The sequence below is a fragment of the Pseudochelatococcus contaminans genome (assembly GCF_014195635.1).
Taxonomy (GTDB): domain Bacteria; phylum Pseudomonadota; class Alphaproteobacteria; order Rhizobiales; family Beijerinckiaceae; genus Pseudochelatococcus; species Pseudochelatococcus contaminans.
The window spans coordinates 38,649-62,921 of sequence record NZ_JACICC010000002.1 but is presented as its reverse complement, the minus strand read 5'-3'; the positions used below and the strand labels follow the sequence as shown (position 1 = coordinate 62,921).

20 protein-coding genes and 1 tRNA gene are annotated in these 24,273 nt (G+C 62.5%); 12 read left to right on the top strand and 9 right to left on the bottom strand.

The annotated features are described in order from the left end of the window. Positions 1–40: 40 nt before the first annotated feature. From FHS81_RS04410 to tsaD, 3 genes are read right to left on the bottom strand one after another with little or no spacing between them, the layout of a single operon-like run. Entirely contained in the window at positions 41–454 is a 414-nt protein-coding gene (locus FHS81_RS04410; protein ID WP_183750859.1) for an EVE domain-containing protein, read from the bottom strand. A gap of 1 nt (position 455) precedes the next feature. Beyond that, a complete protein-coding gene (locus FHS81_RS04405; protein WP_183750858.1) occupies positions 456–1,451 on the bottom strand; it encodes an NAD(P)H-dependent glycerol-3-phosphate dehydrogenase in 996 nt (331 codons plus the stop codon). After that, positions 1,448–2,593, bottom strand: a complete 1,146-nt coding sequence (gene tsaD / locus FHS81_RS04400; protein WP_183750857.1) for a tRNA (adenosine(37)-N6)-threonylcarbamoyltransferase complex transferase subunit TsaD — start codon at positions 2,591–2,593, stop codon at positions 1,448–1,450. Before tsaD ends, FHS81_RS04405 begins: the two co-directional genes overlap by 4 nt. A 251-nt stretch (positions 2,594–2,844) precedes the next feature. On the opposite strand from tsaD, the gene hemC reads away from it, so the two are divergent. The 8 genes from hemC (at position 2,845) to FHS81_RS04360 (ending at position 14,534) form a co-directional block, all read left to right on the top strand. Continuing rightward, the gene (gene hemC, locus FHS81_RS04395; protein ID WP_343052436.1) at positions 2,845–3,828 is read left to right on the top strand and encodes a hydroxymethylbilane synthase; all 984 of its coding nucleotides are present in this window, start codon (positions 2,845–2,847) and stop codon (positions 3,826–3,828) included. 4 nt (positions 3,829–3,832) lie between these two features. Then, on the top strand, positions 3,833–4,600 hold the full coding sequence (locus tag FHS81_RS04390) for a uroporphyrinogen-III synthase (protein ID WP_183750856.1): 768 nt from the start codon (positions 3,833–3,835) through the stop codon (positions 4,598–4,600). Between the two features lie 125 nt (positions 4,601–4,725). Beyond that, the gene (locus FHS81_RS04385; RefSeq protein ID WP_183750855.1) at positions 4,726–6,321 is read left to right on the top strand and encodes a COG4223 family protein; all 1,596 of its coding nucleotides are present in this window, start codon (positions 4,726–4,728) and stop codon (positions 6,319–6,321) included. A 4-nt stretch (positions 6,322–6,325) separates the two neighbouring features. Then, on the top strand, positions 6,326–8,083 hold the full coding sequence (locus FHS81_RS04380) for a heme biosynthesis protein HemY (RefSeq protein ID WP_183750854.1): 1,758 nt from the start codon (positions 6,326–6,328) through the stop codon (positions 8,081–8,083). 133 nt (positions 8,084–8,216) lie between these two features. After that, positions 8,217–9,620, top strand: a complete 1,404-nt coding sequence (gene thrC / locus FHS81_RS04375; RefSeq protein ID WP_183750853.1) for a threonine synthase — start codon at positions 8,217–8,219, stop codon at positions 9,618–9,620. A gap of 7 nt (positions 9,621–9,627) precedes the next feature. After that, positions 9,628–10,908 (top strand): M16 family metallopeptidase, encoded by a 1,281-nt coding sequence (locus tag FHS81_RS04370; RefSeq protein WP_183750852.1) that lies wholly within the window; start codon positions 9,628–9,630, stop codon positions 10,906–10,908. Between the two features lie 3 nt (positions 10,909–10,911). Continuing rightward, complete coding sequence (locus tag FHS81_RS04365) at positions 10,912–11,511, top strand: GNAT family N-acetyltransferase (protein ID WP_183750851.1); 600 nt, start codon at positions 10,912–10,914, stop codon at positions 11,509–11,511. A gap of 176 nt (positions 11,512–11,687) precedes the next feature. Beyond that, positions 11,688–14,534: a putative bifunctional diguanylate cyclase/phosphodiesterase gene (locus tag FHS81_RS04360; RefSeq protein ID WP_183751246.1), complete on the top strand. Its 2,847-nt coding sequence runs from the start codon at positions 11,688–11,690 to the stop codon at positions 14,532–14,534. A gap of 76 nt (positions 14,535–14,610) precedes the next feature. Here FHS81_RS04360 and FHS81_RS04355 read toward each other — a convergent pair whose 3' ends face one another. Beyond that, complete coding sequence (locus FHS81_RS04355) at positions 14,611–15,219, bottom strand: YqgE/AlgH family protein (protein WP_183750850.1); 609 nt, start codon at positions 15,217–15,219, stop codon at positions 14,611–14,613. A gap of 514 nt (positions 15,220–15,733) precedes the next feature. On the opposite strand from FHS81_RS04355, the gene FHS81_RS04350 reads away from it, so the two are divergent. Continuing rightward, positions 15,734–16,522: a protein-disulfide reductase DsbD domain-containing protein gene (locus tag FHS81_RS04350; RefSeq protein ID WP_183750849.1), complete on the top strand. Its 789-nt coding sequence runs from the start codon at positions 15,734–15,736 to the stop codon at positions 16,520–16,522. 524 nt (positions 16,523–17,046) lie between these two features. Here FHS81_RS04350 and FHS81_RS04345 read toward each other — a convergent pair. From FHS81_RS04345 to FHS81_RS04335, 3 genes are all read right to left on the bottom strand, one after another. After that, positions 17,047–17,928 (bottom strand): carbon-nitrogen hydrolase family protein, encoded by an 882-nt coding sequence (locus FHS81_RS04345; RefSeq protein WP_246374723.1) that lies wholly within the window; start codon positions 17,926–17,928, stop codon positions 17,047–17,049. A 33-nt stretch (positions 17,929–17,961) separates the two neighbouring features. After that, on the bottom strand, positions 17,962–18,225 hold the full coding sequence (grxC, locus tag FHS81_RS04340; RefSeq protein ID WP_183750848.1) for a glutaredoxin 3: 264 nt from the start codon (positions 18,223–18,225) through the stop codon (positions 17,962–17,964). A 155-nt stretch (positions 18,226–18,380) separates the two neighbouring features. Beyond that, positions 18,381–19,118, bottom strand: a complete 738-nt coding sequence (locus FHS81_RS04335) for a ComF family protein (RefSeq protein WP_246374721.1) — start codon at positions 19,116–19,118, stop codon at positions 18,381–18,383. Between the two features lie 287 nt (positions 19,119–19,405). Between FHS81_RS04335 and FHS81_RS04330 the strand changes: the two genes are divergently transcribed. Next, positions 19,406–20,305 (top strand): methyltransferase domain-containing protein, encoded by a 900-nt coding sequence (locus FHS81_RS04330; protein WP_183751243.1) that lies wholly within the window; start codon positions 19,406–19,408, stop codon positions 20,303–20,305. 437 nt (positions 20,306–20,742) lie between these two features. Here the strand turns inward: FHS81_RS04330 and FHS81_RS04325 are convergent, their stop codons facing one another. After that, complete coding sequence (locus tag FHS81_RS04325; protein ID WP_183750847.1) at positions 20,743–21,291, bottom strand: TetR family transcriptional regulator; 549 nt, start codon at positions 21,289–21,291, stop codon at positions 20,743–20,745. A 162-nt stretch (positions 21,292–21,453) separates the two neighbouring features. Between FHS81_RS04325 and FHS81_RS04320 the strand changes: the two genes are divergently transcribed. Beyond that, on the top strand, positions 21,454–22,707 hold the full coding sequence (locus tag FHS81_RS04320) for a multidrug effflux MFS transporter (RefSeq protein ID WP_183750846.1): 1,254 nt from the start codon (positions 21,454–21,456) through the stop codon (positions 22,705–22,707). 221 nt (positions 22,708–22,928) lie between these two features. Beyond that, positions 22,929–23,005, top strand: a tRNA-Pro gene (locus FHS81_RS04315). 59 nt (positions 23,006–23,064) lie between these two features. Here the strand turns inward: FHS81_RS04315 and FHS81_RS04310 are convergent. After that, the gene (locus FHS81_RS04310; protein ID WP_246374719.1) at positions 23,065–24,159 is read right to left on the bottom strand and encodes a site-specific integrase; all 1,095 of its coding nucleotides are present in this window, start codon (positions 24,157–24,159) and stop codon (positions 23,065–23,067) included. Between the last annotated feature and the right edge of the window lie 114 nt (positions 24,160–24,273).

Sequence of the window (24,273 nt, the reverse complement as noted above, 5' to 3'; positions counted from 1 at the left end):
CTGCTAATGCATGCCGCAGGCCGGTTGTTCTGAAGAGCACTTATCGCTCGGACAGTTCGAGCACGATTTGCCACTCCTCGTCCGTGACGGGCTGCACCGACAGGCGTGAGTTGTTAACCAGAATCATATCCGACAGGCGCGGCTCCTGCTTGATTTCATCCAGCGTTACGGGATGCTTCAACGGCCGCACGGCCTTGAGATCCACCATCCCGAAACGTCCGCTTTCATCGGTGTGGTCGGGGTAATACTCCCGGATGACCTCGACGATGCCGACAATCGCCTTGCCCTGGTTGGAATGGTAGAAAAAGCCAAGATCGCCGTTTTTCATGGCCTGCAGGTGCTTGCGGGCAAGATAGTTGCGCACGCCGTTCCAGTGTTCGCCCGCGTCGCCGCGCGCCACCTGCTGGTCCCATGACCACACGTCGGGTTCGGATTTGTATAACCAGTGCGCCATCTCATGCCTCCGGTTTCAGCGGGCGCGTCATCAACGCCTCTATCGCCTGATCGACGGTAACGCGCTCGGCCACCAGCGCCTCGACCGCCTCGCATACGGGCATCTCGACGCCCGCCTTTCGCCCGCGAGCGAGGAGGGCCGACGCGGTGAAGGCGCCTTCCGCCAGCTTGCCGCCCGACGCCTGCGCAACGGGCACGCCCAGACCAAGCGCTTCGCCGAACGCGAAGTTGCGTGATTGATTCGACCCGCAGCTCAGCACCGTGTCGCCAAGCCCGGACAACCCCATCAACGTTTCCGCGCGCGCATCAAGCGCCCGGGCGAAGCGGGTGATTTCGGCAAAGCCGCGCGCCACCAATGCCGCACGGGCGCTTTCACCCAGCTTGCGGCCGTAGACCACGCCGCAGGCGATGGCCAGCACGTTCTTGGCCGCGCCGCCAATCTCGACACCGCGAACGTCATCGCCGTGATAGACCCGCAATGACGGACTGGACAGATCCTGTGCAAGGGCCGCCGCCAGCGTCAGATCGGCGCTGGCGAGGCTGACTGCCGTAGGCAGTCCACGCGCCACATCGTCAGCAAAGCTCGGGCCGGAGAGAATGGCCGGTATGGCATGCGGCACGGTTTCCGTCACGACATCGGTCATGAACAGGCCCGTATCCCGCTCGATGCCCTTGGCACACACGATCAGCGGTGTGCCGGGGGGCACGAGCGCCGCCACAGCGCGCAATGCGCCTCGCATCTGCTGTGCCGGAACGGCCAGAAGGATGGCGGCGGCCGAGGACAAGGCCGATTGATCCGCCGTCACCTCGACATGCGGCGACAGCATGACGCCCGGAAGATAACGGGTGTTTTCGCGCGTCTGCGCCATCGTGCGCGCACGTTCGGCATCGCGGTCGATCAGGACGGCGGCGCGGTCCTTCTGCCCGATGGCGTTGGCCAATGCGGTGCCCCATGACCCTGCGCCCAGAACGGCGATGGGCCGGTCCAGATCGGTCATGCCGGCAGCTCCTTGCCAGCATCCCGCGCGGCCTCGGGGGATTCGTCGTCGGTGGGTGCGAAGGTCGGATCGGCGGGGAGATCCGCTTTGACGCTGTCGAGCGGCCAGCGGGCGCGGGCGGGTGCTGAAAGATCGTCGGTCACGCCGAGGCGCAGACGCTCCAGCCCCGCCCAGGCAATCATCGCGCCGTTATCCGTGCACAGCGCCGGTGGCGGCGTCACGAGCTTGATTCCGGTTTCCGTGGCAAGCTGGTGCAGCGCCGCGCGGATCGCGCCGTTGGCAGCCACGCCCCCGGCCACCACCAGGGCATTGGGACGTCCCGCCACGCCTTCGAAAGCGCGCAGGCCCGCACGGGTCCGGTCGATGATGATGTCCACGATGGCCGCCTGAAACGAGGCGCACAGGTCGGCGATGTCGGTGGCGCTGAGCGGCGACACGCGCTCGCCCTCGATGCGAACGGCTGTCTTGAGGCCTGAGAGCGAGAAATCCGGAGCCGCGCGCCCTTTGAGCGGACGCGGCAGGGCGAATCGGTCGCCGTCGCCCTTCAGCGCCTGCTTTTCCACCTCCGGCCCGCCGGGGTAGGGCAGGCCGAGCATCTTGGCTGTCTTGTCGAAAGCCTCGCCGATGGCATCGTCGATGGTGCTGCCGAGCCGCACATAGTCGCCCACGCCGCGCACCGCGACAAGCTGGGTATGCCCGCCCGACACCAGCAGCAGCAGGTAGGGGAAATCGACATTGTCGGTGAGGCGGGGCGTCAGCGCATGGGCTTCGAGGTGGTTGATGGCGATGAAGGGTTTGCCGGTGACCAGCGCCAGCGCCTTGGCCGTGGTAAGCCCGACGATGACACCGCCGATGAGGCCCGGCCCGGCAGCGGCGGCGACGGCGTCGATATCCGCCAGCTTCAGCCCGGCCTCGTTGAGCGCCCGCGCGACGATGTGATCGATGACCTCGACATGGGCGCGCGCCGCCAACTCCGGCACCACGCCGCCATAGGCCGCGTGCTGCGCGATCTGGCTGAGGATGGCGTTGGACAATATATATCCGCGACCGCTGGCGTCCGCCTCGACGACGGCCGCGGCGGTTTCGTCGCAGGTGGATTCAATGCCGAGAACACGGCCCGAAGAGCCGGCAAGAACACGCATCAACAGGGTTCACCACGATTTGCTGTTTCGAGCGGCGGCGCCGCGTATGGATTGCCTTTCCTTTACCTCACCCTATAGTCCTCGGCAAACAGTCGCAATCCCGCGCTCGCAATCCAGTTGCCCGATCCCGCCGGTTGCCCGATCCCGCCAGCGAAACGGGCGACCCGGCGGGCAGAAAGGAACGAACCCAGGTGTATTCCAAGCCGTCTTCCAAGCCGTCTTCCAAGCTGCCCTCTACATTGTCTTCAGGAATCTCGTCGCCGGAAGCGCCCGTGCCGCTGGTCATCGGCACCCGGGGCAGCCCGCTGGCGTTGGCGCAGGCCCGTCAGGTCGCGTGGCGTTTGTTCGAGGCCCTGAACGGGGGTGCGCAGCATGCACAGACCGGCGAGGAAGCGCCGGAGGGCATCGTGATCGCGGCGATCAAGACGACGGGCGATCTCATTCTCGACCGGGCGCTGTCCGAGGCGGGGGGCAAGGGCCTGTTCACGCGTGAGCTGGATGCCGCGCTGCTGGATGGCCGCACGCATCTGGCCGTGCATTCCGCCAAGGATCTGCCCACCGAACTGCCGGATGGCCTTGTCATTGCCGGTTGCCTGCCGCGCGAGGACGTGCGGGACGCCTTCATCAGCCTGCGAGCATCGTCATTGGCAGATCTGCCGGCAGGGGCGGTGGTGGGCACGGCGTCGCTCCGCCGCCAGGCGCAGGTGCTGCGTTTGCGCCCGGATCTGCGCATCACGCTGCTGCGGGGCAATGTCGGCACGCGGCTGCGGCGGATCGAGGCGGGCGAGATCGACGCCACGCTGCTCGCCATGGCCGGTCTTAACCGCCTTGGCCTCACGCACAAGGCTGCGGGGCCGATTCCCGTGGAGGCGATGCTGCCGGCCATCGGTCAGGGGGCCATCGCCATCGTCACACGGGCCGAGGATGACGCCGTGCGCGCTCTTGTGTCTGCCATCGCCGACCGGCCCACCGGCATTGCGCTGGAGGCCGAAAGAGCGTTCCTGCGCGTGCTCGACGGCTCGTGTCGCACGCCCATCGCGGGCTATGCGCGGGTGGACGGTGACCGCATCGACTTCAGCGGCCTGCTGCTGTCCGAGGATGGCCGGGAGACCGTGGCAGTGACGCGCGCCGGTTCCGCCGCCGATGCGCGGGCGCTGGGCGAGGATGCGGGGCGGGAGGTTCTGGCGCGCGCCGGACCGGGCCTGCTGCCGCACCGCGCGGGCGGAAAGGACTGAGCCGGTGACGCGCGTGCTCATCCTGCGCCCGAAAGCGCCCGGTTTGCGCACGGCGTCGCGGCTGGCGGCGCTGGGCGTGGAGGGCATTGCTGCTCCCGTGGTCCGGATCGAGGCAGTGGATGAACCCATGCCCGACGGGCCGTTCGACGCCATCGGCATAACGAGCGCCGCGGCATTGTATCGTCTCGCCAGCTTGCCTGATGCGATGAAGGCGCTGCCGGTGCTGGCCGTGGGAGAGCGCACGGCGCTGATGGCGCGCGAGGCCGGGTTCGGCCATATTCATGCGGCGGATGGCGAGCGTCATTCCATGGCGGCGATGGCGCGGCATTTTTTCGCACGCCATCAGCATCTCGCCCATCAGGCGATGCCACGCGCCGGGCGCGCTCGATTGCTGCTGGCGCTGGGAGCCGACCACAAACACGACACGCCGGCGCTGCTGGCGGCGGCAGGCGTCGATGTCGCGCCGTGGATCGTTTATGCCGCACGCGCGGCGGAAGCGTTGCCGGACATAGCGCAAGCGGGGCTGCGCGATGGAACGATCGACGCCGCCATGCATTATTCGCGCCGGAGTGCGATGATCGCGGCGGAGCTTGCGGCCCAGGCCGGGCTGTGGCCAATCTTCGCGGCTCTGAAACATTATGTCCTATCGGAGGATGTTGCCGCGCCGTTGCGAGAACGGGGTGTAACAAGGATTTTCGTGGCGGAACGGCCGCATGAGGATGCCTTGCTGGCGCTTTTCTCCGGGATTGACCGGCGTCAAGGCTCGCCATGAAGGCCGCGAGGATGATAAGAACGGGGGGCGAGGCAGTCATGATGGCTTCACCTTCATGACGTTGGTTTCAGGCTCAATTTATCGCCTTTCGACGTTGCGACAGGACAGCAGGGAGGAACAGCTTCATGACCGATGAGAACTCCGGCAGCGTCGGCTCAGGCCGTTCGAGGCCCCGCCGCGAACCCGTGACGCTGGATCAGAAGCCCCTGTCCGTCACCGTGACGCCGTCCGCGAAGCCGGATGAAGGATCGCCCGATTCGACACCCGTTGCCGATCCCGCGCCTGCGGACGCCGCGCCCGCCGAGGAAACAGTTGCTGCCGTATCTGAAGCGCCCGTGGACTCCGCGCCGGAAACATCCGGGACCGCGCCCCTGACGCCCGACGATGTTCCAGCGGAAGACGCTGGCCGGCAGACCGTTATCGAAGAAGAAGCCTCCCCTCAGGATAACGCCGCCACGCGGCAGGAAGCGGGGTATGGCGCGGGTAACGGCGGTGCAGAGCCGCCACCTCCACCGCCTCCACCTCCGCCTGCATCGGCTCCCGCTCCCCGCAGCAGCCTTGGCGGCGTGCTCATCGCGCTGATCGCCGGCGGTATTGCAGGCGCGGGCGTCTCGGCGGCTGTGCCTTATCTGTTTGGGCCGCAGGCGCAACAGGAACAGCGTATCGCAGCCATCGAGGAAACGGCTGCGGCGCGCGTGGCTCAGGAAACAGGCACGCTCCACGCTGCCGTCGTCGACCGCGTGGCCACGCTGGAACGGCAGCTTGAAGAGCTGGCCCGCCGCACGGACGATGTGTCCGCGAGCCCATCCGGAGCGGACAATGAAACCGTCGATGCGCTTCGTGCGGATGTGACCCGTTTCAGTGACGCATTCGGCCTCGAAAAAGAGGAAATCGGCCGGCAGGTTGCCGCTGTCGGTGAGCGCATCGGCACTGTCGAGCAGACCATTACGGAGCTGGACCCCGCCCGCATCAAGCAGGCGCTGGGCGAGGGCGCCAGTCTGAACCAGCGCCTTACGGGGCTTGAGGAGACAGTGCGCACGAAAATCGGCGGCATAGATCTGGATCGCCTTGCCGCCGCTGCCGATACGCAGGCCGGTGAGATCGCGCGGCTTGCCACCCGCGTCGCCGCCACCGAGGGGGCGGTTGCGGAAACCGAGCGCCGGGAGCAGGCGGTCACTGCCGCGCTTGGCCAGCGGGTCGTCATCGTCACCCGTCTTGCGGTGCTGGAGCGGCTGGCCTCCGCGCTCACCCGTGGCCAGAACTACACGGCGGAGCTGGATACTTTGACGCGGCTTGGCATCGACGCCACGTCCCTCTCGCCGCTGCATGGCGCGGCCAACGGCGTCGCGGTGCCGGCATCGCTTGCAGCGTCGTTCTCGAACGCTTCGGCTTCCTTCCCCATCGAGGAGTTGCCGCCTGACGCGGGCATCGTTGAGCGGTTGGCGGCCAGCGCATCGCGGATCGTGCGCATCAGCTCGGTGGATGGCGAGCCGTCATCTTCGGATGTTGCCGGGCAGGTCGAGGCTGCGTTGCGCCGCAACGATACCGCCGCGGCCCTTGCCGCATGGCGCAACCTGCCGGAGCAGGCGCGGGCGCATACGCAGGCGCTGGGCGAAACGCTGGAAAAGCGCGCGGCTGCGGAAACGGCGCTGTCCAGCCTCATCAACCAGCAGATCAAGGCGCTCGAAGCGTTGCCGGCGACGTCCGGACAGGGGGGCTGAGCCCATGCTGCGCATTGTCGGATTCATCATCGCTCTGGGCCTGATCGCGCTCGGGATAAGCTGGCTGGCGGACCGGCCCGGCGATGTCTCTGTCGTCTGGCAGGGCTACCGCATCGAGACCTCGGTGGTCGTCGCGCTGGCCGCTGTTGGCGCGATCGCGGTGGCGGTCGTGGTTCTGTGGGGCTTGTTCCGCTATGTCTTCGGGCTGCCGGGCGCGATTTCCCTCTCGTCCCGCGCACGTCGCCGCGCCAAGGGGTTTACGTCTGTGTCGCGCGGGCTGATCGCCGTGGGCACCGGCGATTCTCCCGGCGCGCGGCGTCATGCCACCGAGGCGGAAAGACTGCTTGGCCGCGAGCCACTGACGTTGCTGCTGAAGGCGCAGGCGGCGCAGATGTCCGGCGACCGCGCCGGGGCGGAGACAGCCTTCACGGAAATGCTCGAAACATCCGAGACGCGCGTGCTGGGCCTGCGCGGTCTCTTTGTGGAGGCACGCCGCAAGGGCGATGATGCGGCCGCGCGCGCTTATGCGCTGCGCGCCAGCGAACTTGCGCCGAAGGTGACCTGGGCCAGCGAGGCCGTGCTGGAATATCAATCTGCCGATCAGGACTGGCGCGGTGCTCTGGCGACGCTCGAACGCCAGTCGCGGCAAAAGGCCATTGGCCGCGATACAGCGAAGCGCCTGCGCGCCGTGCTGCTGACCGCCAACGCCCTGTCACATCAGAACAGCGACCCGCAGGAAGCCACGCGCGAAGCCCGCGAAGCGGTGAAGCTGGCGCCCGATCTGGTTCCCGCCGCCGTGCTGGCGGGCCGTTTGCTGTCGCGCGAGGGGAATCTGCGCAAGGCAGCGCGGATTCTGGAGGCGGCATGGAAGCTGTCGCCGCATCCCGACATCGCCAGCGCCTATCTCGATCTGCGCCCCGGCGATTCCGCCCGCGACCGTCTGGAACGCGCGCAAACTTTGGCTCGCATCGCGCCGAACAATCCGGAATCGCGTTTGTTGAAGGCCGCTGCCGCGCTTGAGGTGCGGGATTTCGACAGGGCGCGTCAGGCCATCGCGCCGCTGCTGGACGATCATCCGACCGTGCGCACATGCCTGCTAATGGCCGATATCGCCGAAGCGGAGCATGGCACTGCCGGCGAATGGCGAGAGTGGATCGGCCGCGCGTCCCGCGCCCCGCGCGATCCTGCGTGGATTGCGGACGGCATGGTTTCGGAAACCTGGCTGCCGGTGTCGCCGGTGTCGGGGCGTCTCGACGCCTTCCGGTGGAGCGCGCCGGTCGAGCAGATCGGCGATGACACGCAGCTTCCGCAGGAAGAAACCGAGAGCGCAACCGATAACGAGCGTGATGCCACGGTGCTCGCGGCCCCCGCCGCCGCGATTGCGGGCGTGGCGACCGTCGCATCGACGCATGAGCCTTCCGAGGTCGTGACGCCCGTTGTGGAGGAGCCCGCGGCGGTCTTCACCGAAACTATAGAGACGCCTGTTGAAGCTGTACCGCAAACGGCGTTGCCTGAAGCTCCGGCTCCCCAGCCGCCGTTGCCGGCAGAGCCTCTGCCAGAGGACATTGTGCCGCCTGCCGGTTCCACTGCCGTTGCTGCGATCGTGGATACTCCGGTGCAGGTAAACGTCGCCGAGCAGCAAGAGGACGGTCAGACGGTGGTTTTCCCGCTCGCCCATGCCCCCGACGATCCTGGCCCCGACGCCCCCGACGCGCTCGCGGATGAGCCCGTGGCCATTCACCGCCCGGGGGTGAAGCCGTGATGCGCTGGACGCACCCGTCTGGCGCATGAAGGTTTGGGAGAGATGCAAGACAGTCCTTGTCACGCCTGAAATGACGGCGTAGATGAGGACTGCGCGGCGCATGCCGTTATGGCTAACGACCGGGGAGGGTTCCTTGCTGCACATTTCGACACGCGGAGAAGCGCCGGAAATCAGCTTCACCGACGCCATGCTCACAGGGCTGGCGCGTGACGGTGGACTTTATGTACCGCGCGAGTTTCCCGTGTTCGACGCCCCAACCATCGCGGGCTGGGCCGGGCAGAGCTACGAGCAGATTGCACAGCATGTCATCGGTGCGCTGACCGGAGGCGAAATTCCCGCTGATACGCTCGCCGCCATGATCCGCGAGGCGTATGCCACCTTCCGGTACGACGCTGTTTGCCCGCTGGTGCAACTCGACGACAACCTGTTCCTGCTCGAACTGTTCCACGGCCCGACGCTTGCGTTCAAGGACGTGGCGATGCAGCTTCTTGGGCGGCTGATGGACCACGCGCTGAAACAGCGCGGCGCGCGTGCCACCATCGTCGGCGCAACCTCGGGCGACACGGGCAGCGCGGCCATCGAGGCTTTCCGCGGGCTGGATCAGGTCGATATTTTCATTCTTTACCCGCAGGGCCGGGTGTCGGACGTGCAGCGCCGGCAGATGACGACGGTCGACGCTCCCAACGTCCATGCCATTGCACTGGAAGGCACCTTCGACGATTGCCAGAACATGCTCAAGGCACTGTTCAACGATCACAAGGTGCGCGACGAACTGGCGCTCTCGGGCGTGAACTCGATCAACTGGGCGCGCATCATCGCGCAGACGGTGTATTACTTTACTGCCGGTATCTCGCTAGGCAGCCCGCATCGCCCGGTGTCGTTCGCCGTGCCCACCGGCAATTTCGGCGACGTGCTGGCGGGCTACGTGGCCAAGCGCATGGGCCTGCCTGTCGGGCGGTTGCATGTTGCGACCAACGTCAACGATATCCTCGTCCGCGCGCTGGAAACAGGGCGGTATGACCTGCGCGAGGTCACGCCTACATCCGCTCCGTCGATGGATGTGCAGATCTCCTCTAACTTCGAGCGGTTGTTGTTCGATGCTTTCGGCCGCGACAGTGCAGCCGTGCGGCGCGCGATGGACCAGCTGCGCCAGTCCCACGCCTTCACCATCGAGAATGAAGCGCTGACCCGTATCCGCAGCGAGTTCGATGCCTCCGCCGTGTCGCAGGAACAGACTGAGGAAGAGATCGCCGCCACGTGGCGCGGCACAGGCTATGTGCTCGATCCGCACAGCGCCATTGCCGTTCGCGCCGGACGCCGGGCGCTGGAGAGCGATCCGTCGACGCCGGTCGTGGCGCTGGCGACAGCCCATCCGGCCAAGTTCCCGGCGCTCGTCGAGCGGGCCACCGGCGTCCACCCGCATTTGCCGCCGCATCTGGCGGATCTGTTCGAGCGGCAAGAGCGTACGGTGGTTCTCCCCAACGATCAGGCCAAAGTGGAAAGCTTCATTCGCCAACATGCGCGCGCGGGCAAGTAGTCGCAGAATGCCGGACGGCAGCGGGCGTGTTCGCCTTTCCGCGCTCGACAACGGGTTGCGGATCGTCACCGAGGTCATGCCTCATGTCGCGACTGCGGCGCTTGGCGTCTGGATCGGCGCCGGCGCGCGGCACGAGCGAGCGGACGAACACGGCCTGTCGCATCTCCTGGAACATATGGCCTTCAAAGGCACGGCCACCCGCGACGCCCGCACCATCGTCGAGACGATTGAATCGGCCGGCGGCGACCTGAACGCCGAAACCGGCGTCGAGCATACGTCCTACACCGTCCGCATCATGGGCGAGGATGTGGCGCTCGGCATGGATATTCTGGCCGATATCCTGACCAACTCCGTTTTCGATCCGGATGAGCTGGCACGGGAAAAAAACGTTATCCTGCAGGAAATCGGCTCCATCGAGGACATGCCGGACGAACTGGCGACGGACCTTTTTCTGGAGTCGGCTTTTCCAGGGCAGGCGCTGGGACGCTCCATTCTCGGTACGCCGGAGTCTGTGAACGGCTTCAGCCGCGAGGCGATTCTGGCCTATCTTGCCCGCAACTATCGCGCGTCGCGCATGGTCGTTGCTGCTGTCGGCGCGGTGGATCATGCGCAGGTGGAAGCGCTCGCCCGCAAGCTGTTCGGAGCAATTCCCGCCGGTGCGCCGGAGGCTCCGCAACCCGCCGTTTACTGCGGTAGTGAGAAGCGGCTGCGTCGCAGCCTGGAGCAAACGCACCTGCTCGTGGGCTATCGCGGCATGCCTTTTCTGGCGCACGAGGCTTATGCGATGCAGGTTTTCGCGCATCTTCTCGGGGGCGGCATGTCGTCGCGGCTGTTTCAGGAGGTGCGTGAGCAACGCGGGCTGGCCTATTCCGTCGATGCTTTCCACTGGGGTTTTTCAGATGCTGGCGTGTTCGGCATGTCTGCGGGCACAGCGCCCGCTGATGTCGGCGAATTGCTGCCCGTGATGCTGGGTTGCCTGCGCGAGGCGGCGGAGCAAGCCTCCGACAAGGAGGTAGACCGCGCCCGTGCGCAGTTGAAGCTGTCTTATCTCTCGGCGCTGGAATCCCCGGCAGCGCGCGCGGATCAGATTGCGCGGCAGGTGCTGTCGCTGGGAAAAGTCTTGCCGCACAAGGAAGTTGTCGCCAAGCTTGACGATGTAACCAGCAGTGACGTGCGATTCGTGGGAAGTGAGTTGATGAAGTCCGCGCCGACCTTCGTATCCGTTGGCCCCGTCTCCGGTGTCCTCAGGAGGGCGGGCGTGATTCCGCGCCTGCTGCGGGAAGGTTGACGCATGACGTGGTTCCAGTTTTCCACTGCTGGCAGTCAGTCTCCTTTCGTGCGCGGCGCGGGCATTCATCTGCGCATCCCGCAGATGCGCGACTTCGAGGCATGGGCAGCCATTCGTGAGGAAAGCCGCTCATTTCTGGAGCGATGGGAGCCGACCTGGCCTCCGGACGATCTGACCCGCCCGGCTTTTCGCCGCCGCATCGCGTGGTATGAGGAGGACGTGGCGCGTGATGCATCCTATCCGTTTTTCCTGTTTCGCGAGGAAGACGGCGCATTGATGGGCGGACTGACGCTTGGCCCTGTGCGGCGCGGCGTGGTGCAGACCTGCACCCTCGGCTACTGGATGGGCGAGCGTTACGCCTGTCAGGGATACATGACGAAGGCGGTGATCGCAGCGTCGCATTTCGTTTACAGTTCGCTTGGCCTGCGCCGGATCGAGGCATCGTGCCTGCCCATCAACAGGCCATCCATCGGCCTCCTCGAAAAAGTCGGTTTCGTGCGGGAGGGATATGCTAGAGAGTATCTTTGTATAGCTGGCGTATGGGAAGATCATTTCCTGTATGCCATGCTGAAGGATGAGTTCATGCGTCGCTACAGCCCATGAGCCGGAAACGGCCATGGCGTTGCCGTCCCTGCCGTGCTAACGGAAGGGCTGGTGTCCGGTAAGTCTGCTATTTCGTCGCAATTCCGTTCGACAAGGTGGTTCGTGCTTTTTCGGAAGCGGCTTTAGATAACGAGATCTGTGCGTTGTTTGTGATCCGCGTTTTTCTTCTGGCGACGATGGTTTTTTTCGCTTCCGGGCTGATGCATCAGGCGTCGGCTGTCGAACCCGTGCGGGTCGCGCCGGATGCGCTGGCCATCGATCTGACGTCCATCGTCCAGCACCACAAGGCGGAAAGCGATCTCATCCAGATATCAACCGCGCCGGGATCGGACGGTATCGTCCGCCGCGTTGCCGTGCGCGCGCGCGAAGGGGGCACCCGGCCGGACTGGATCGTGTTCGCGCTCACCAACGACACCGACGAGCAGCTTGAACGCATACTGGTTGCGCCGCATTACCGGCTGGTGGGTTCCGGCATGATCTGGCCGGATCTGGGCTCGTCACGCATCGCGGCGATCACCGCGAGTCAGGGCATCCGCCCGGAGCGGCAGGAGGCCACCGGGGCCGATATCTTCAACATCACGCTCGATCCCGGTTCCACTGTCACCTTTATCGCCGAATTGCGATCCTCGGGCCTGCCGCAGCTCTACCTTTGGGAGCCGGAGGCCTACAAGGCCAAGACCAACGGGCTGACGCTTTATAAAGGCATCATTATCGGCATCGCCGGGCTGCTGGCATTGTTTCTCACTGTCGTCTTCGTGGTGAAAGGGGCGGTGATCTTCCCCGCCGCCGCGGCTCTGGCCTGGGCAGTGCTGGCCTATGCGTGTATCGATTTCGGTTTCTTCCAGCAGCTATTCCCCATAGCGCCATCCACCAACATGGTTTATCGCGCCGCTGCGGAGGCGGTGCTGGCTGCGACCTTGCTGGTGTTTCTGTTCGCCTATCTCAACCTCAGCCGCTGGCATGTGCGCTACAGCCACTTCACCTTGGCGTGGCTGGTGTTTCTCGGTGCGCTGGTCGGCCTGGCGGCATTCGATGCGCCCGTTGCGGCGGGGGTTGCGCGCATTTCCATCGCGGTGGTGGCCGGAATCGGCTTCATCCTCGTCGTACATCTTGCCAGCCACGGCTATGACCGCGCGGTGATGCTGATCCCGACGTGGTTCCTGCTGCTGGTATGGGTGACGGCGGCGAGCCTGACGATCAACGGGCAGTTGACGCGTGATCTGGTGCCATCGGCGCTGATGGGCGGGCTTGTGCTGATCGTGCTGCTGATCGGTTTCACTGTGGTCCAGCACGCCTTTGCCGGAGGCGCGCTGGCGCAGGGGCTGGTGTCGGACACGGAACGCCGGGCGTTGGCGCTGGCCGGATCCGGCGATGTGGTGTTCGATTGGGATGTCAGCGCCGATCGTATTCATGTGGGTGAGGAACTGGAAAGCCTGCTGCTGCTTGCGCGTGGGGCGCTGGACGGATCAATCGGCAAGTTTGTCGATGCGATGCATCCGTTCGACCGGGATCGGTTTCGCGGCACTCTCGATACGGTACTTGAGCAGCGTCGCGGCCGGCTGACGCTGGACTTCCGGCTGCGGGCGGCAGATGGGCAATATTTCTGGTTCAATCTGCGGGCGCGCCCGGTGGTGGGCGCCGATGGCGAGGTCATTCGCGTTGTCGGCGTGCTGGCGGATGTGACCGATGCGCGCAACGCCGAAGAACGTTTGTTGTTCGATGCCGTGCACGATTCCCTCACCGGGCTGCCTAATCGTCAGCTTTTGCAGGACAGGCTGGAGTCGGCGCTGGTGTTCGCGGCTCAGACGCCATCCATCCGGCCCACGGTGATCTACATCGATCTCGATGGTTTCCGGGAGGTGGTGGAAGCCGTGGGGCCGACTGCCGCCGACTCGATCATGCTGACGTTATCGCGCCGGCTGGGACGTTTGTTGCGCCCGCAGGACACGATTGCCCGCTTCGGCGGCGACGAATGGGGCGTCATCCTGATGTCCGAGACGGAGCCGGAGCGCATCATCGCCTTCGCGGATATGGTGCGGCGATCAATTGCGACTCCTGTCAGCTTTGGCGACAGGGAAATCTTCCTCAAGGCGTCCATCGGCATTGCTCTTTATGGCGCGCAGGCGGCCGAAGGCGAGGGGGGGATGGTCAAGAATGCCGAAATCGCCATGCTCAACGCCAAGCAGCACGGCGGAGATCGCATCGAGGTGTTCCGCCCGGGCATGAGCGCCCAGCGCCTTGCGCGGCTGGCGCTTGAGGGCGATCTGCGGCGTGCTATCGAGCGGCATGAAATCCGCCTCATCTTCCAGCCCATCGTCAGTCTCGATGATCGCACCATCGCCGGCTTCGACGTTCGCCCCTATTGGGATCATCCGCGACTTGGGCGGCTTGAGGCCGATGAGTTTGTGCCGGTCGCAGAGGATATCGGCATTATTGGCGAGATCGGGCAATATGCGCTTGAACGCACGGCCCGCGAGTTGGCAACGTGGCAAATGGCGCTTGAGGTTGAACCGCCGATTTTCGCCACTCTGACGCTGTTCAGCGCGCGGCTGCTGCGCCATGAGTTTATCGCCGATGTCAAACGCGTGCTGTCGGCACATGCCGTGCGTCCGCAGTCGCTGAAGCTCGGCTTCCGGGAAGCGATGTTGACCGAGAATCCCGAGTTCGCCGCCCAGATGCTGATCCGTTTGCGCCAGCTCGGTGCGGGACTCGTGCTCGACGGTTTCGGCACCGGCTATTTCGCGCTGTCGCAGATGCGGTATCTGCCGTTCGATACGCTGCGGGCCGATCGTGTTTTCGTGCGCGATCTTGGCGATGGTTCTCGTCCCGGCATGCTGCGCTCCATCATCACGCTGGCGCAGGATCTGGACATGGATATCATTGCCGACGGTGTGGAAAATGAAACCGGCGCGTCCTCGCTGGCAGATCTCGGCTGCCGCTATGCGCAGGGCTTTGCCTTCGGTAACGCCATGACGGCGCACGACGCTCGCCGCTTCCTCGGTGCGACATCGGCGGCGGCATAGGGGTTACGCCTGTCGCCCTCCAGATCGACGCGAGGTTTCGGCGGGTGGGTCAGCTTGTCTGGCGGGAAATGCCGGTTCAGGCGTGGCCGGCTTGTACTGACAGCGTGGCAATATCCGCGCCAATGCTGCGCAGGGCCATGTCGTACTTGTGCTCCGGCGCGGTCTCGAACAGCAGCGTTGCAGTGGCGGGGCAGTGAAGCCAGCCATTGGCCTGTATCTCGTTTTCGAGTTGGCCTGGCGCCCAGCCTGCATAGCCGAGCGCGAAAAGCTTGCGGGATGGACCGGTGCCACCCGCAATGGCGCGCAGAATGTCGATGGTGGCAGTCAAGCAAATCCCATTGTTCATCGACAGCGTTGAATTGTCTACGGAAAAGTCCGGCGTGTGCAGCACGAAGCCGCGGCCACCTTCAACCGGCCCGCCGCGTAACACATCGATGTTGGCAATTTCCACCGGCAGGTGGGCGGCTTCTTCTTCACCAACAATGTTGAGCTGCACCAGCAGGTCCGCAAATTCGATCTCTGTCGCCTGCTTGTTGATCACGATACCCATTGCGCCATCTTCCGAGTGGGCGCAGAGATAGACCACGGTGCGTGCGAAATTATCGTCCACCATGCCGGGCATAGCCACAAGCAACTGGCCATCAAGATATTGATCGGAATCTGTCTCGGCATGGCCAAAATGCATGATGCTCTCCTGATATCTTACATGCTATGCGAGAAAATAACCGAATGGAATCTCTTTTTTCCTCGCGTCCGGGTGGCAAAGCCATCAAGTGTTCCCAACAAAACCTCCAAACCGTGGTTGGCAAGGTTTCATGAAGCACTTCACGTTCGAGACAATCTCCTGGATTGAACGCAAATGACTAAAAAGCATGATAATCAAAGCGTTGTTTCTGTCCTTTTCAGAATGTCTGATTTGGCCAAGGGTGTTCCTGCCGGATGAAAATATCTGGTGGACAAGAATGCGCTCATATCAAAAACTGCCGTACTCTTCCCGCATTCCAACAAAGTGCGAATTGTCTCTGGAACAGTTTGGGCTCAAGTTCAGCCGTTGAGTTGAATGCAATCTAGCCCCTCCATAAGGGAGATAAGCCATAATACGCTACTCGCTCGGCCCACGGTGGCTCAAAAGGGGCATTTCAACAGCTGCTGCCTGCGTCTTGGCGCCCATTGCGGTCATGATGCTGGCTGTGTGGTGTTTGTCGACGATAGCTGTCGCATCGCCGCTATCCACCGTTCGCGCCAAACCGGGCCAGCCGGCGCAGGTGAGGCTGTTCCCCGCCGGACGTGACGAAGCCAGCGGTCGTTTTCGTGCCGTGGTCGAAATCGCCCTCGCTGACGGATACAAGACATACTGGCGCGAGCCGGGTGACTCCGGGGTGCCGACGGTTTTCGATTGGGGGGCGTCGGATAACGTTGCGGATGTCAACGTGCGCTATCCGGTGCCGCAACGCTTTTTCGACGGCACCGGCCATGCCATCGGCTACTTGAGCACGGTGCGCTTTCCTGTTGAAGTGACGCCCGTCGCCGCAGGAAAGGCGGTGGAGCTGCGCGTCAATATCGATTTTGGCGTATGCCGCGACATCTGCATTCCGGAGCAGGCAACGGTGGCCGCCACGTTGTCGGATATCGAGCAGATCGCCGGATTATGGGAGGATGCCGTCGCTCTGACGCCTGTCACGCTGGAACCGGGCGGCACGTCGCCGGTGGCGCGAGCGAGTATCGTGGGTTCGAACCTCATCCTCACCATCGACGGGACAAAAGGGGAGGGGGCTGAACTGGCAGGAGAGGGCATTTTTCTGGAGGGGCCAGCGGGATGGTCGTTTGGGCTGCCCGTGCGCGCGGACCATCAGAATGGGGCGCTATTTTCCGTACCCGTTCGCCATCCGGCTTTTGAAACGCCCGTCGATATCGACGTCACGCTTGCAGCCGGGGTGGCGGAAGATCGCGCTGTCGAAACGCAGGTCAAGGTTCTTCCGCCGCAGTAATCTGTGAGCTTCCAGTACATCAGGTCCATCCCCGATCACCGGGGACGCACCTGATGCAGCATGAGGAAAATGCTGAACGCTGTAACGACGGCGATAATCGTGATGGCTGTCTGCATGATTTTCACCAGAATGGGATGGCGGGACGATTGGCAGAGATCAATTTGCGGTGGCGGGCATCGCAACAGAGTTGGACTTTGCATCCGCGAGTGGTCAACTAACCGAACAACAGTCGTGTTGCGCGGATAGACTGGCCTGCGACGGCACAATATTGGTGCATGGCTGGCAATGTGCGATGCCATTGCCAGTTGACTGCAAGAGTTTAAAAGGAGTGCGCTTCCAGAGGGGCGACGCGGATGAATATTGCCCGGAATCGTGGCGAAAATCTGCGCCAATCGGTTCGTTATTCGGGTCAATTCAGCGTGTTGGTGAATCTTTTGTTACTATCTGTAAACACGCTGCTCTATTCGCCCTTATAAGTGCGTGCCGATCGCCCTGTCAGGAGACATCCAAAGGCCGGGCCGCTATCAGCTCTCGTTGCTATCCGGCAATGAAAACAACTGTGTATGCCGTAGCGACGGGATCTGGGCGCGCACCTGAGCCACCATGGCGGGGTCGATGCTGGCCAGTATGATACCGGGCTCCGAACCGCCTTCCGCCATGACGCGTCCCCAGGGATCCACAATGATGGAATGCCCCCACGTATGGCGGCCATCGTCATGGGTGCCACCCTGCGCGGCAGAAATCATGAACGCGCCGTTTTCGATGGCGCGCGCCCGTTGCAGAACCTGCCAATGCGCCTCGCCCGTCTGCCGCGTGAAGCACGCCGGAGCCGTCAGAATGACCGCTCCGACCTCCGCAAGAGCCCGGTAGAGATAAGGAAAGCGCAAGTCGTAGCAGATCGAAACGCCAAGTGTGTAAGTGTCCTCCCCAACCGCGAGGGGGGCCGTCACTGCCTGATGCCCGCCGGCGTAAGTGGCGGATTCGCGCCAGCTTTCCCCGTTCGGCAGATCTACGTCAAACAGGTGAATCTTGTCATAGGTGGCGGCAATTTCACCTTTCGGGTCTATCACGATAGCCCGGTTGGCAATGCGGTCGCCCTCAAGCAGGGGCAGTGACCCCAGATGGACGGTGACGCGTTTTTCCCGCGCAACCTCGCGCGCCGCAGCAATCAGCGGATCGTGAGTCTGATCCTCCGCCTTGGCGAACAGTTCCTTGCGATCCCGCACCAGCAGGGATGTCATCTCCGGCGTCTGGATATAAACGGCCCCGGCGTCAGCCGCCTCCCGGATACCGTTGATTGCGGCATCCCGGTTCGCGGCGGGATCGCGGGAAGACCGCATCTGGACACAGGCGACGACAAGGGCCGCATCACGGGCTGTGTCTTTCGGGGCGTCGTTCGTGGCCATAATGCTGCCTCCCGGCATGAGGATGAAGAAAAATTAGGCAGAGCCTGCCAGCAGGGTGTCGAGTTCGCCACGCGCGGCGAGGGCGTGTAGATCGTCAGAACCGCCGACATGTCGGTCCCCGATGAATATCTGCGGGACGGAGGTGCGTCCGCCCGCGCGCGCGATCATCTCATCGCGAGCTTCCGGGTGTTTCTCGATGTCAATTTCCGTGAAAGACGCGTTTTTGGAAGACAGCAGCGCCTTGGCCCTGACGCAATAGGGGCACCATTCCTTTGTGTAGATCGTGATATCGGGCATTATCATCTCCTGTCCGGTGTGCGGTGGCTTTGGGTGATCATTTGCCAAGGCACGGATGTCAAAATCATCCTCGCCACTGAAATACCCCCAGCTGAAGCTCATCGCAGCGAAAAAAGCGGAGCCGCATCGGTTGATTCCGCACAGCGACTGTTGTGTCAGTCTGCCATTACAACTCTTGCAAACACAAGCACATCGACGTTGACCGCGCCGGCTACGAGCAGCGTGCGGGCACAGGCGTTTGCAGTTGCGCCGGTGGTCATCACGTCGTCCACGAGCAAGATGCGGCGTCCCTCGACAAACGGCCGCCGCTGCTGCGAAACGTGGAAGGCCGCCTGAAGGTTGCTTGCCCGCTTGGAACGGGAAAGGCCGACCTGTGACCGCGTGTACCTGCGCCGCTCCAGCACCTGCGGCTGCCACGGAACGCCGGTCAATCGCGATAGTTCCGCCGACAACGTGCCTGCCTGATTGAAGCGCCGCATCCACAGGCGGCCATAGTGCAATGGCACAGGAACGATCATATCGGCATCGGACAAAATGTCCGGTCCGGCGCGCATCATCATACGCGCCATAAGCCGGGCAATTTCCAGCCTGTCGCCATATTTGAGGCGGTGGGTGAGGGTGCGCGCGCCGCCCTCATAACGCGCCGCTGCCCGCGCGCGTTGAAAAACGGGCGGGTTGGCCATGGCTTCGGCCGACAGAATCGGTCCACCCAGATCCACAGCGAAAGGCAGGCCCAGACGTTCGCAAAAAGGACGTTCAAGCAACGCAAGCTCGCTCCAGCACCGGGCGCACAATGCGTGGTGGTCCGCAACGGCTGTCATACACAGAGGGCATGCGGGCGGATAAAGCAGATCGAGCAGCAGCTGACGCTGGCGTGAAAGATTATCGCTCAATCTCTTTGACAGTATCCGTGTCTCACCGAAAAGAGAGAGCAGTCTCGCTGATGTTGATTGAGGCAGGCAAGGTTGATCTGGCGCTTCTATTGCATATGGAAGAGCCCGTTGCGTGTTCTGAGCCATAGGTGTGTTAGCTGCGGCACTCTGTATATTGCGTAGATCCGTCATGCAGAAATGCCCAAAGGCAGATGGAAGATTGGCATCGTGCCAGCACATCCAGCCTGCCTGCCAAGTCTTTCCCCTGCCGGTTGCGCCTGTCCATGTCAATGCGCTACATAGCGCGCATGACATCCGAGCCCAGCCTTTTCGACCGTTCACTACAGCGCCGCCGCCTGATCCGGGCATTGCGGAGCGAGACAGGTTATAGCGATTTCCTGCTATCGCGGGTGGTCGAAGATCTTGTGGACAGGCTGGCGGCCGTCAAGCGCAACTTCAACGTTATGCTCGATCTAGGCACCCCGGTCCCCGCTGTCGCGGCAGCATTGTCCAGATTGAACCCTGCTGGAAGCGTGGTCCGCGCATCCCCGGTTTCCGGACCGGAAGGGCGGGGCACCGTCGCCGCTGATGAGGAATTATTGCCGTTCGCCAGAGAGTCCTTCGATCTCGTCGCTTCCATTCTCGCCATGCAGAATGTGAATGACCTTCCGGGGGCATTTGTTCAGGTGCGTCGCATTCTAAAGCCCGATGGTCTGTTTCTGGCAGCGTTTTTCGGCGGAGAAACCCTGAAGGAACTGCGGGCGGCATTTGCTCAGGCTGAATCGGAAATCGACGGGGGTATCAGTCCACGCATCTCACCTTTCGTGGATCTGCGCGATCTGGGTGGGCTTTTACAGCGCGCGGGGTTCGCGCTGCCTGTTGCGGATGTTGACCGGGTAACAGTTCGTTATGGCAGCCCACTGTCGCTAATGCGCGACCTGCGCGGAATGGGCCTCACAAACACGTTGACGGAACGGAGTCGCCGCCCGTTGCGTCGGGCGACGCTCTTGCGCGCCTGCGAAGTCTATTTTGAGCGATTCGCGGACAAGGATGGGCGGCTGCCCGCGACATTCGACATTCTCTGGCTGTCCGGATGGGCTCCCCACGAAAGCCAGCAGAAACCTCTCAGGCCCGGTTCGGCAAGGACACGCCTGGCAGATGTCTTGCAAGACCGCTCCTTGCCGCCTCTGCCGGACCATAAAGCCTGATATCGCGTGGCCCGACTTTACAGATAGCCGAGTACCAGAAGAATCAGGATGATCGGGATCGGTATACCGATGATCCATAACAGCGCGCCTCTTAGCATTATCGTCCTCCATTATGCGTTTACATTCCGTCTCCGGATATCGAAGCAACGCGATACAAAGCCATTACGTTCCACCGATGGGCAATAAACCGTTCAGCCGAGTACTACAGTTTCGTATTATGTTGTTTTTTGTTCGGCGAGCCACGGCAATCGCAAATGCGCCCGGTCTTAGAACTGCAACTCCTTGGCGCTGGCATCCTGCGCCCTCCATGGCAGAAGGTGTGAATCAGAGCCAAACCGATTTGCATCGTCCGGCCGATTCAATCAGTCGGGGAAATGCTCTATCTTATTGATTTTACGCGTTTTATATGGACCATAATTCCAACGGGGTTCTTGCGCTCAATAATTACCGATGATCGTCTCGCAGGCATGCTTGAGGACGGATTCCCACTCCTCCGCCTGCACATCGACAAAGCCGAGGCCACGTAAAAGAAACAGCCCCTCCATTGCCAAAACTGCTTGCCGAATCTCGCGTCCACGTAGTGTATCCGGCTCGAATTGCTTGAACAGATGACTGTAGAAGGTTCTGGCCGGGCCGACCATGTCCGGTGCGTGAACCAGCGCAACCATCAGGAAAGCCGCCTGGCGGGAAAGGGAGTCATTCTCGGCGAGGGCCTGCTCGACATGAGCAAGAAGCTGGCGCCTGGAATCGCCGCCATCGCTCTCAGCTCGTGCGCGTACGGCTGTGCTGAAGCGGCTCATCTCACGTTCCAGTGCGGCCGCGACGAGCGCGTCCTTCGTCGGAAAGCTGTAAACGAGGCCGCCTTTGCTGATTCCCGCGCGCTCGGCTACCGCATCCAGAGTAAAGAATCGTCCGCCTGATTCAAGGATCACCGCATCCGCAGCGTCAAGAATGCGATCCTTGTCGATTTCTTTTTTCCGCGCCACGAACTTTTCCCTTTAATTTCCGACTGGCCAGTCATATAAGATTTCCGACTGGTCAGTCTTATTCGATGCATGGTCATGGGACAAGCCTGCAAAGTGCCCCGTGGGTCGTGATGGCCCTTGGGTCGTGATGGTATGAGGCTGGCCGCATTTTTTGAGGTTGTCATGGAACAGAAACTTGCTCCGTCTCCTAAGCTCACACTGGCCGAATCGCTGCCGCTTGTCATCATCCTCGGTGTCGTCACCGCTTTCGATGCGATGGCGATCGATATGTATCTTCCCGCTTTCGGCGATATCGGTCGATCTCTGAATACAGATGCTGGCACGTTGCAAACGTCACTATCAGTGTTTTTGATTGGTCTTGCCGTCGGTCAGTTTTTTTATGGTCCGCTTACTGACAGGTTCGGACGTCGTGCGCCGCTGGTTGCCGGTATTGTGCTGTTCATCGCGGCATCCGTGCTGATAGCAGTTGCGCAAGATATGACGACTTTCATGATCGGGCGTGTGCTGCAGGGGCTGGGGGGTGCGGCCGGACTTGTGATCCCGCGCGCGATTGTCGCGGATCTTTATGAGCCGCGCGAGAGTGCGAAAGTGTTCTCGATGCTCATGCAGGTCATGATGGTAGCCCCCATCGCCGCGCCGCCGATAGGGGGACTATTGCTCGGGGCTTTCGGCTGGCGCTCGATCTTCTGGGTATTGGCCGGGATCGGCGTCCTCGCGGTTTTCGCGACAATGAGGGTCGTTCCGGAACCATTGCCGCCCGCCGCCCGCAGCAAAAGCGGTATTATTTCAGCGCTGATGGCATCGACCCGCGTGTTACGACTGGGACGTTTCTCCGCGTTTGCGCTGTCAGGCGCCTTCACTCTTGCCGGGATGTTTGTCTATATCGGTTCTTCGGCGTTTATCTTCGTCGATTATTTCGGCCTGACGCCGACGGTCTATAGTTTCATTTTCGCAGCGATCGCCATCGGGGAAATCCTGTTTGGATATGTGAATATCCGGCTGCTGAATCGCTGGCGGGAAAGGCAAATCCTTCCCATCGGTCTGGCGATCCACGCGGGCTTCGTGGCGCTGCTGGTGGCTGCTCTGCTTGCCGGCTTCGATAGTTTGATCATTGTGGTGCTGTTGTTGTTCTTGTCGCTGGTCAGCCTGAGTCTAATCTTTGGCAACGTGACTGCGTTGGTGATGGAAAGCGCACCCGGGAATAGCGGCTCCGCGTCCTCACTATACGGCGTCCTGCAATACGTCTTTGCCGGTGCCGTGGGGGGGCTTTTGGGGTTGGTTCATAACGGGACGCTGATTCCGCCCGCTGCGGTTATGCTGGTCTGCGCGATCGGGGCCATGATCGCATGGTGGATTGCCGAACGTAGCTCGCCGACGACTCCTGCTTCCACACGTTCCACTGCCGAATTGAGTTAGGTCGGTTACTTTCGATAGGCAGAAGCGCGGATAGTACGACAAGATATGGCTTGCCTTGCCTGTAAAGCCATGTCTTGTCGGAATGGTGCTTCGACTGTCGTCGAGAAGATTTTCCCGGTGGATAATTTGTTAGGCAACGCTTGCGGAGCCAGAGGCACGGCGCTATAAGCCTATCTCTATCAGCCGCTGAGGGGTTTCGCCTGCAGCTGATCTAGCGATGTCGGAGCGTAGCGCAGTCTGGTAGCGCACCTCGTTCGGGACGAGGGGGTCGGAGGTTCGAATCCTCTCGCTCCGACCATGTATTACAATCACTTAGCGGCAGATGTAGATTTTCACGGGGCGCATTGCGGGACACATTCACGCTTTCCTCCGTCCTGCTCGTCCCGAAGTGAATGCGTCACTGATCCCGGCGTGATGATCCGGATGGTGGTGACCGTAGACCTCTTCCACGACTTTTTCAGACATCCCGGCAAACCCCGCCACATCGTAAACCGGCATGCCCGCCTGCATCAGCCATGTAACCGTCGTATGCCGGAACGTGTGCCTGACGATGTCGTCGCTAAGCCGGGCGCGAGCTACTGTGGCGCGAAACGCCTTCTTCGGATCTGCCGGCTTGCCATTATACTCGACGGGGTATCGCAGACCCATCGCCTTCCATCGCTTCATGTGCGCCATCAAACGGGCGGGTATGCGGATTGGTGGCGCTCGTTTGTTGGGCCGTATTTTCTCGTCAGGCGACATACGGTAGAATATACCCGCGTCGAGATCGAAGAATGGCCGACCGTCTTCCGGATAAAATGATGCGCGATGAACGCGGGCCGATCTGGATCCAGTATACAAGGCGGCCAGGATGTATCTGGCAACGTGGCGAGTAGTATATTTGGCGGTATCCTCACCCTTCTGTATCTCTTTCCGCCGCCAAGCTGTCCAGAGCAGCCGGGCTACTTCGTCGCGCGTCATAAATCGGACCCGCCCTCGGGGCTTGGGCGGGAGCGTCACCTTGACCGATTCGCGGCATATGCCCTTGCGGATGGCCATCGCGACTGCGGCGCGGAGATCTTCCAGTTCACGTCGTGCGGCCGCAGGCGTTGTGCGGGCCTTGGCGTAATCTTTACAGCTATCCTCGTGGATGTCGGCGAGGGTTTTGTCTCCCCAGAAGTCGAGGAGCGTATCGATTCTGGAGGCCAGCTCGCCCTTCCTCGCTACTTCATCCTGCTTTTCTGTCAGATAGAGCGTGAGGGCGTCGGCAACAAAAACGCCATGGGCTGGGGCGGATGAAGGCAGTCCGTCTTCGACCCTGAGCTTCGCAAGAAACCGCTCTAGTGCCTCTTGAGCCCCCGAACGGTCGCTCTCGCCGCAGCCAGTGCTGTAGCGGCGTCGCTGGTAGTATATGATCCAGACCGCCCCCCGGTCTTCCTCGGCTGGACGGAGGACAAGCTTGGGGGGCTGCAATCGACGCGACATTTTTCCAGCATCTCACGAATGGCGGACAGTGACGTAAAATCTTTATTGGCGATCCGCCAGATTGACAATCGGCCTCGGGCGGCTTCCCGGCGAAGGCCGGCA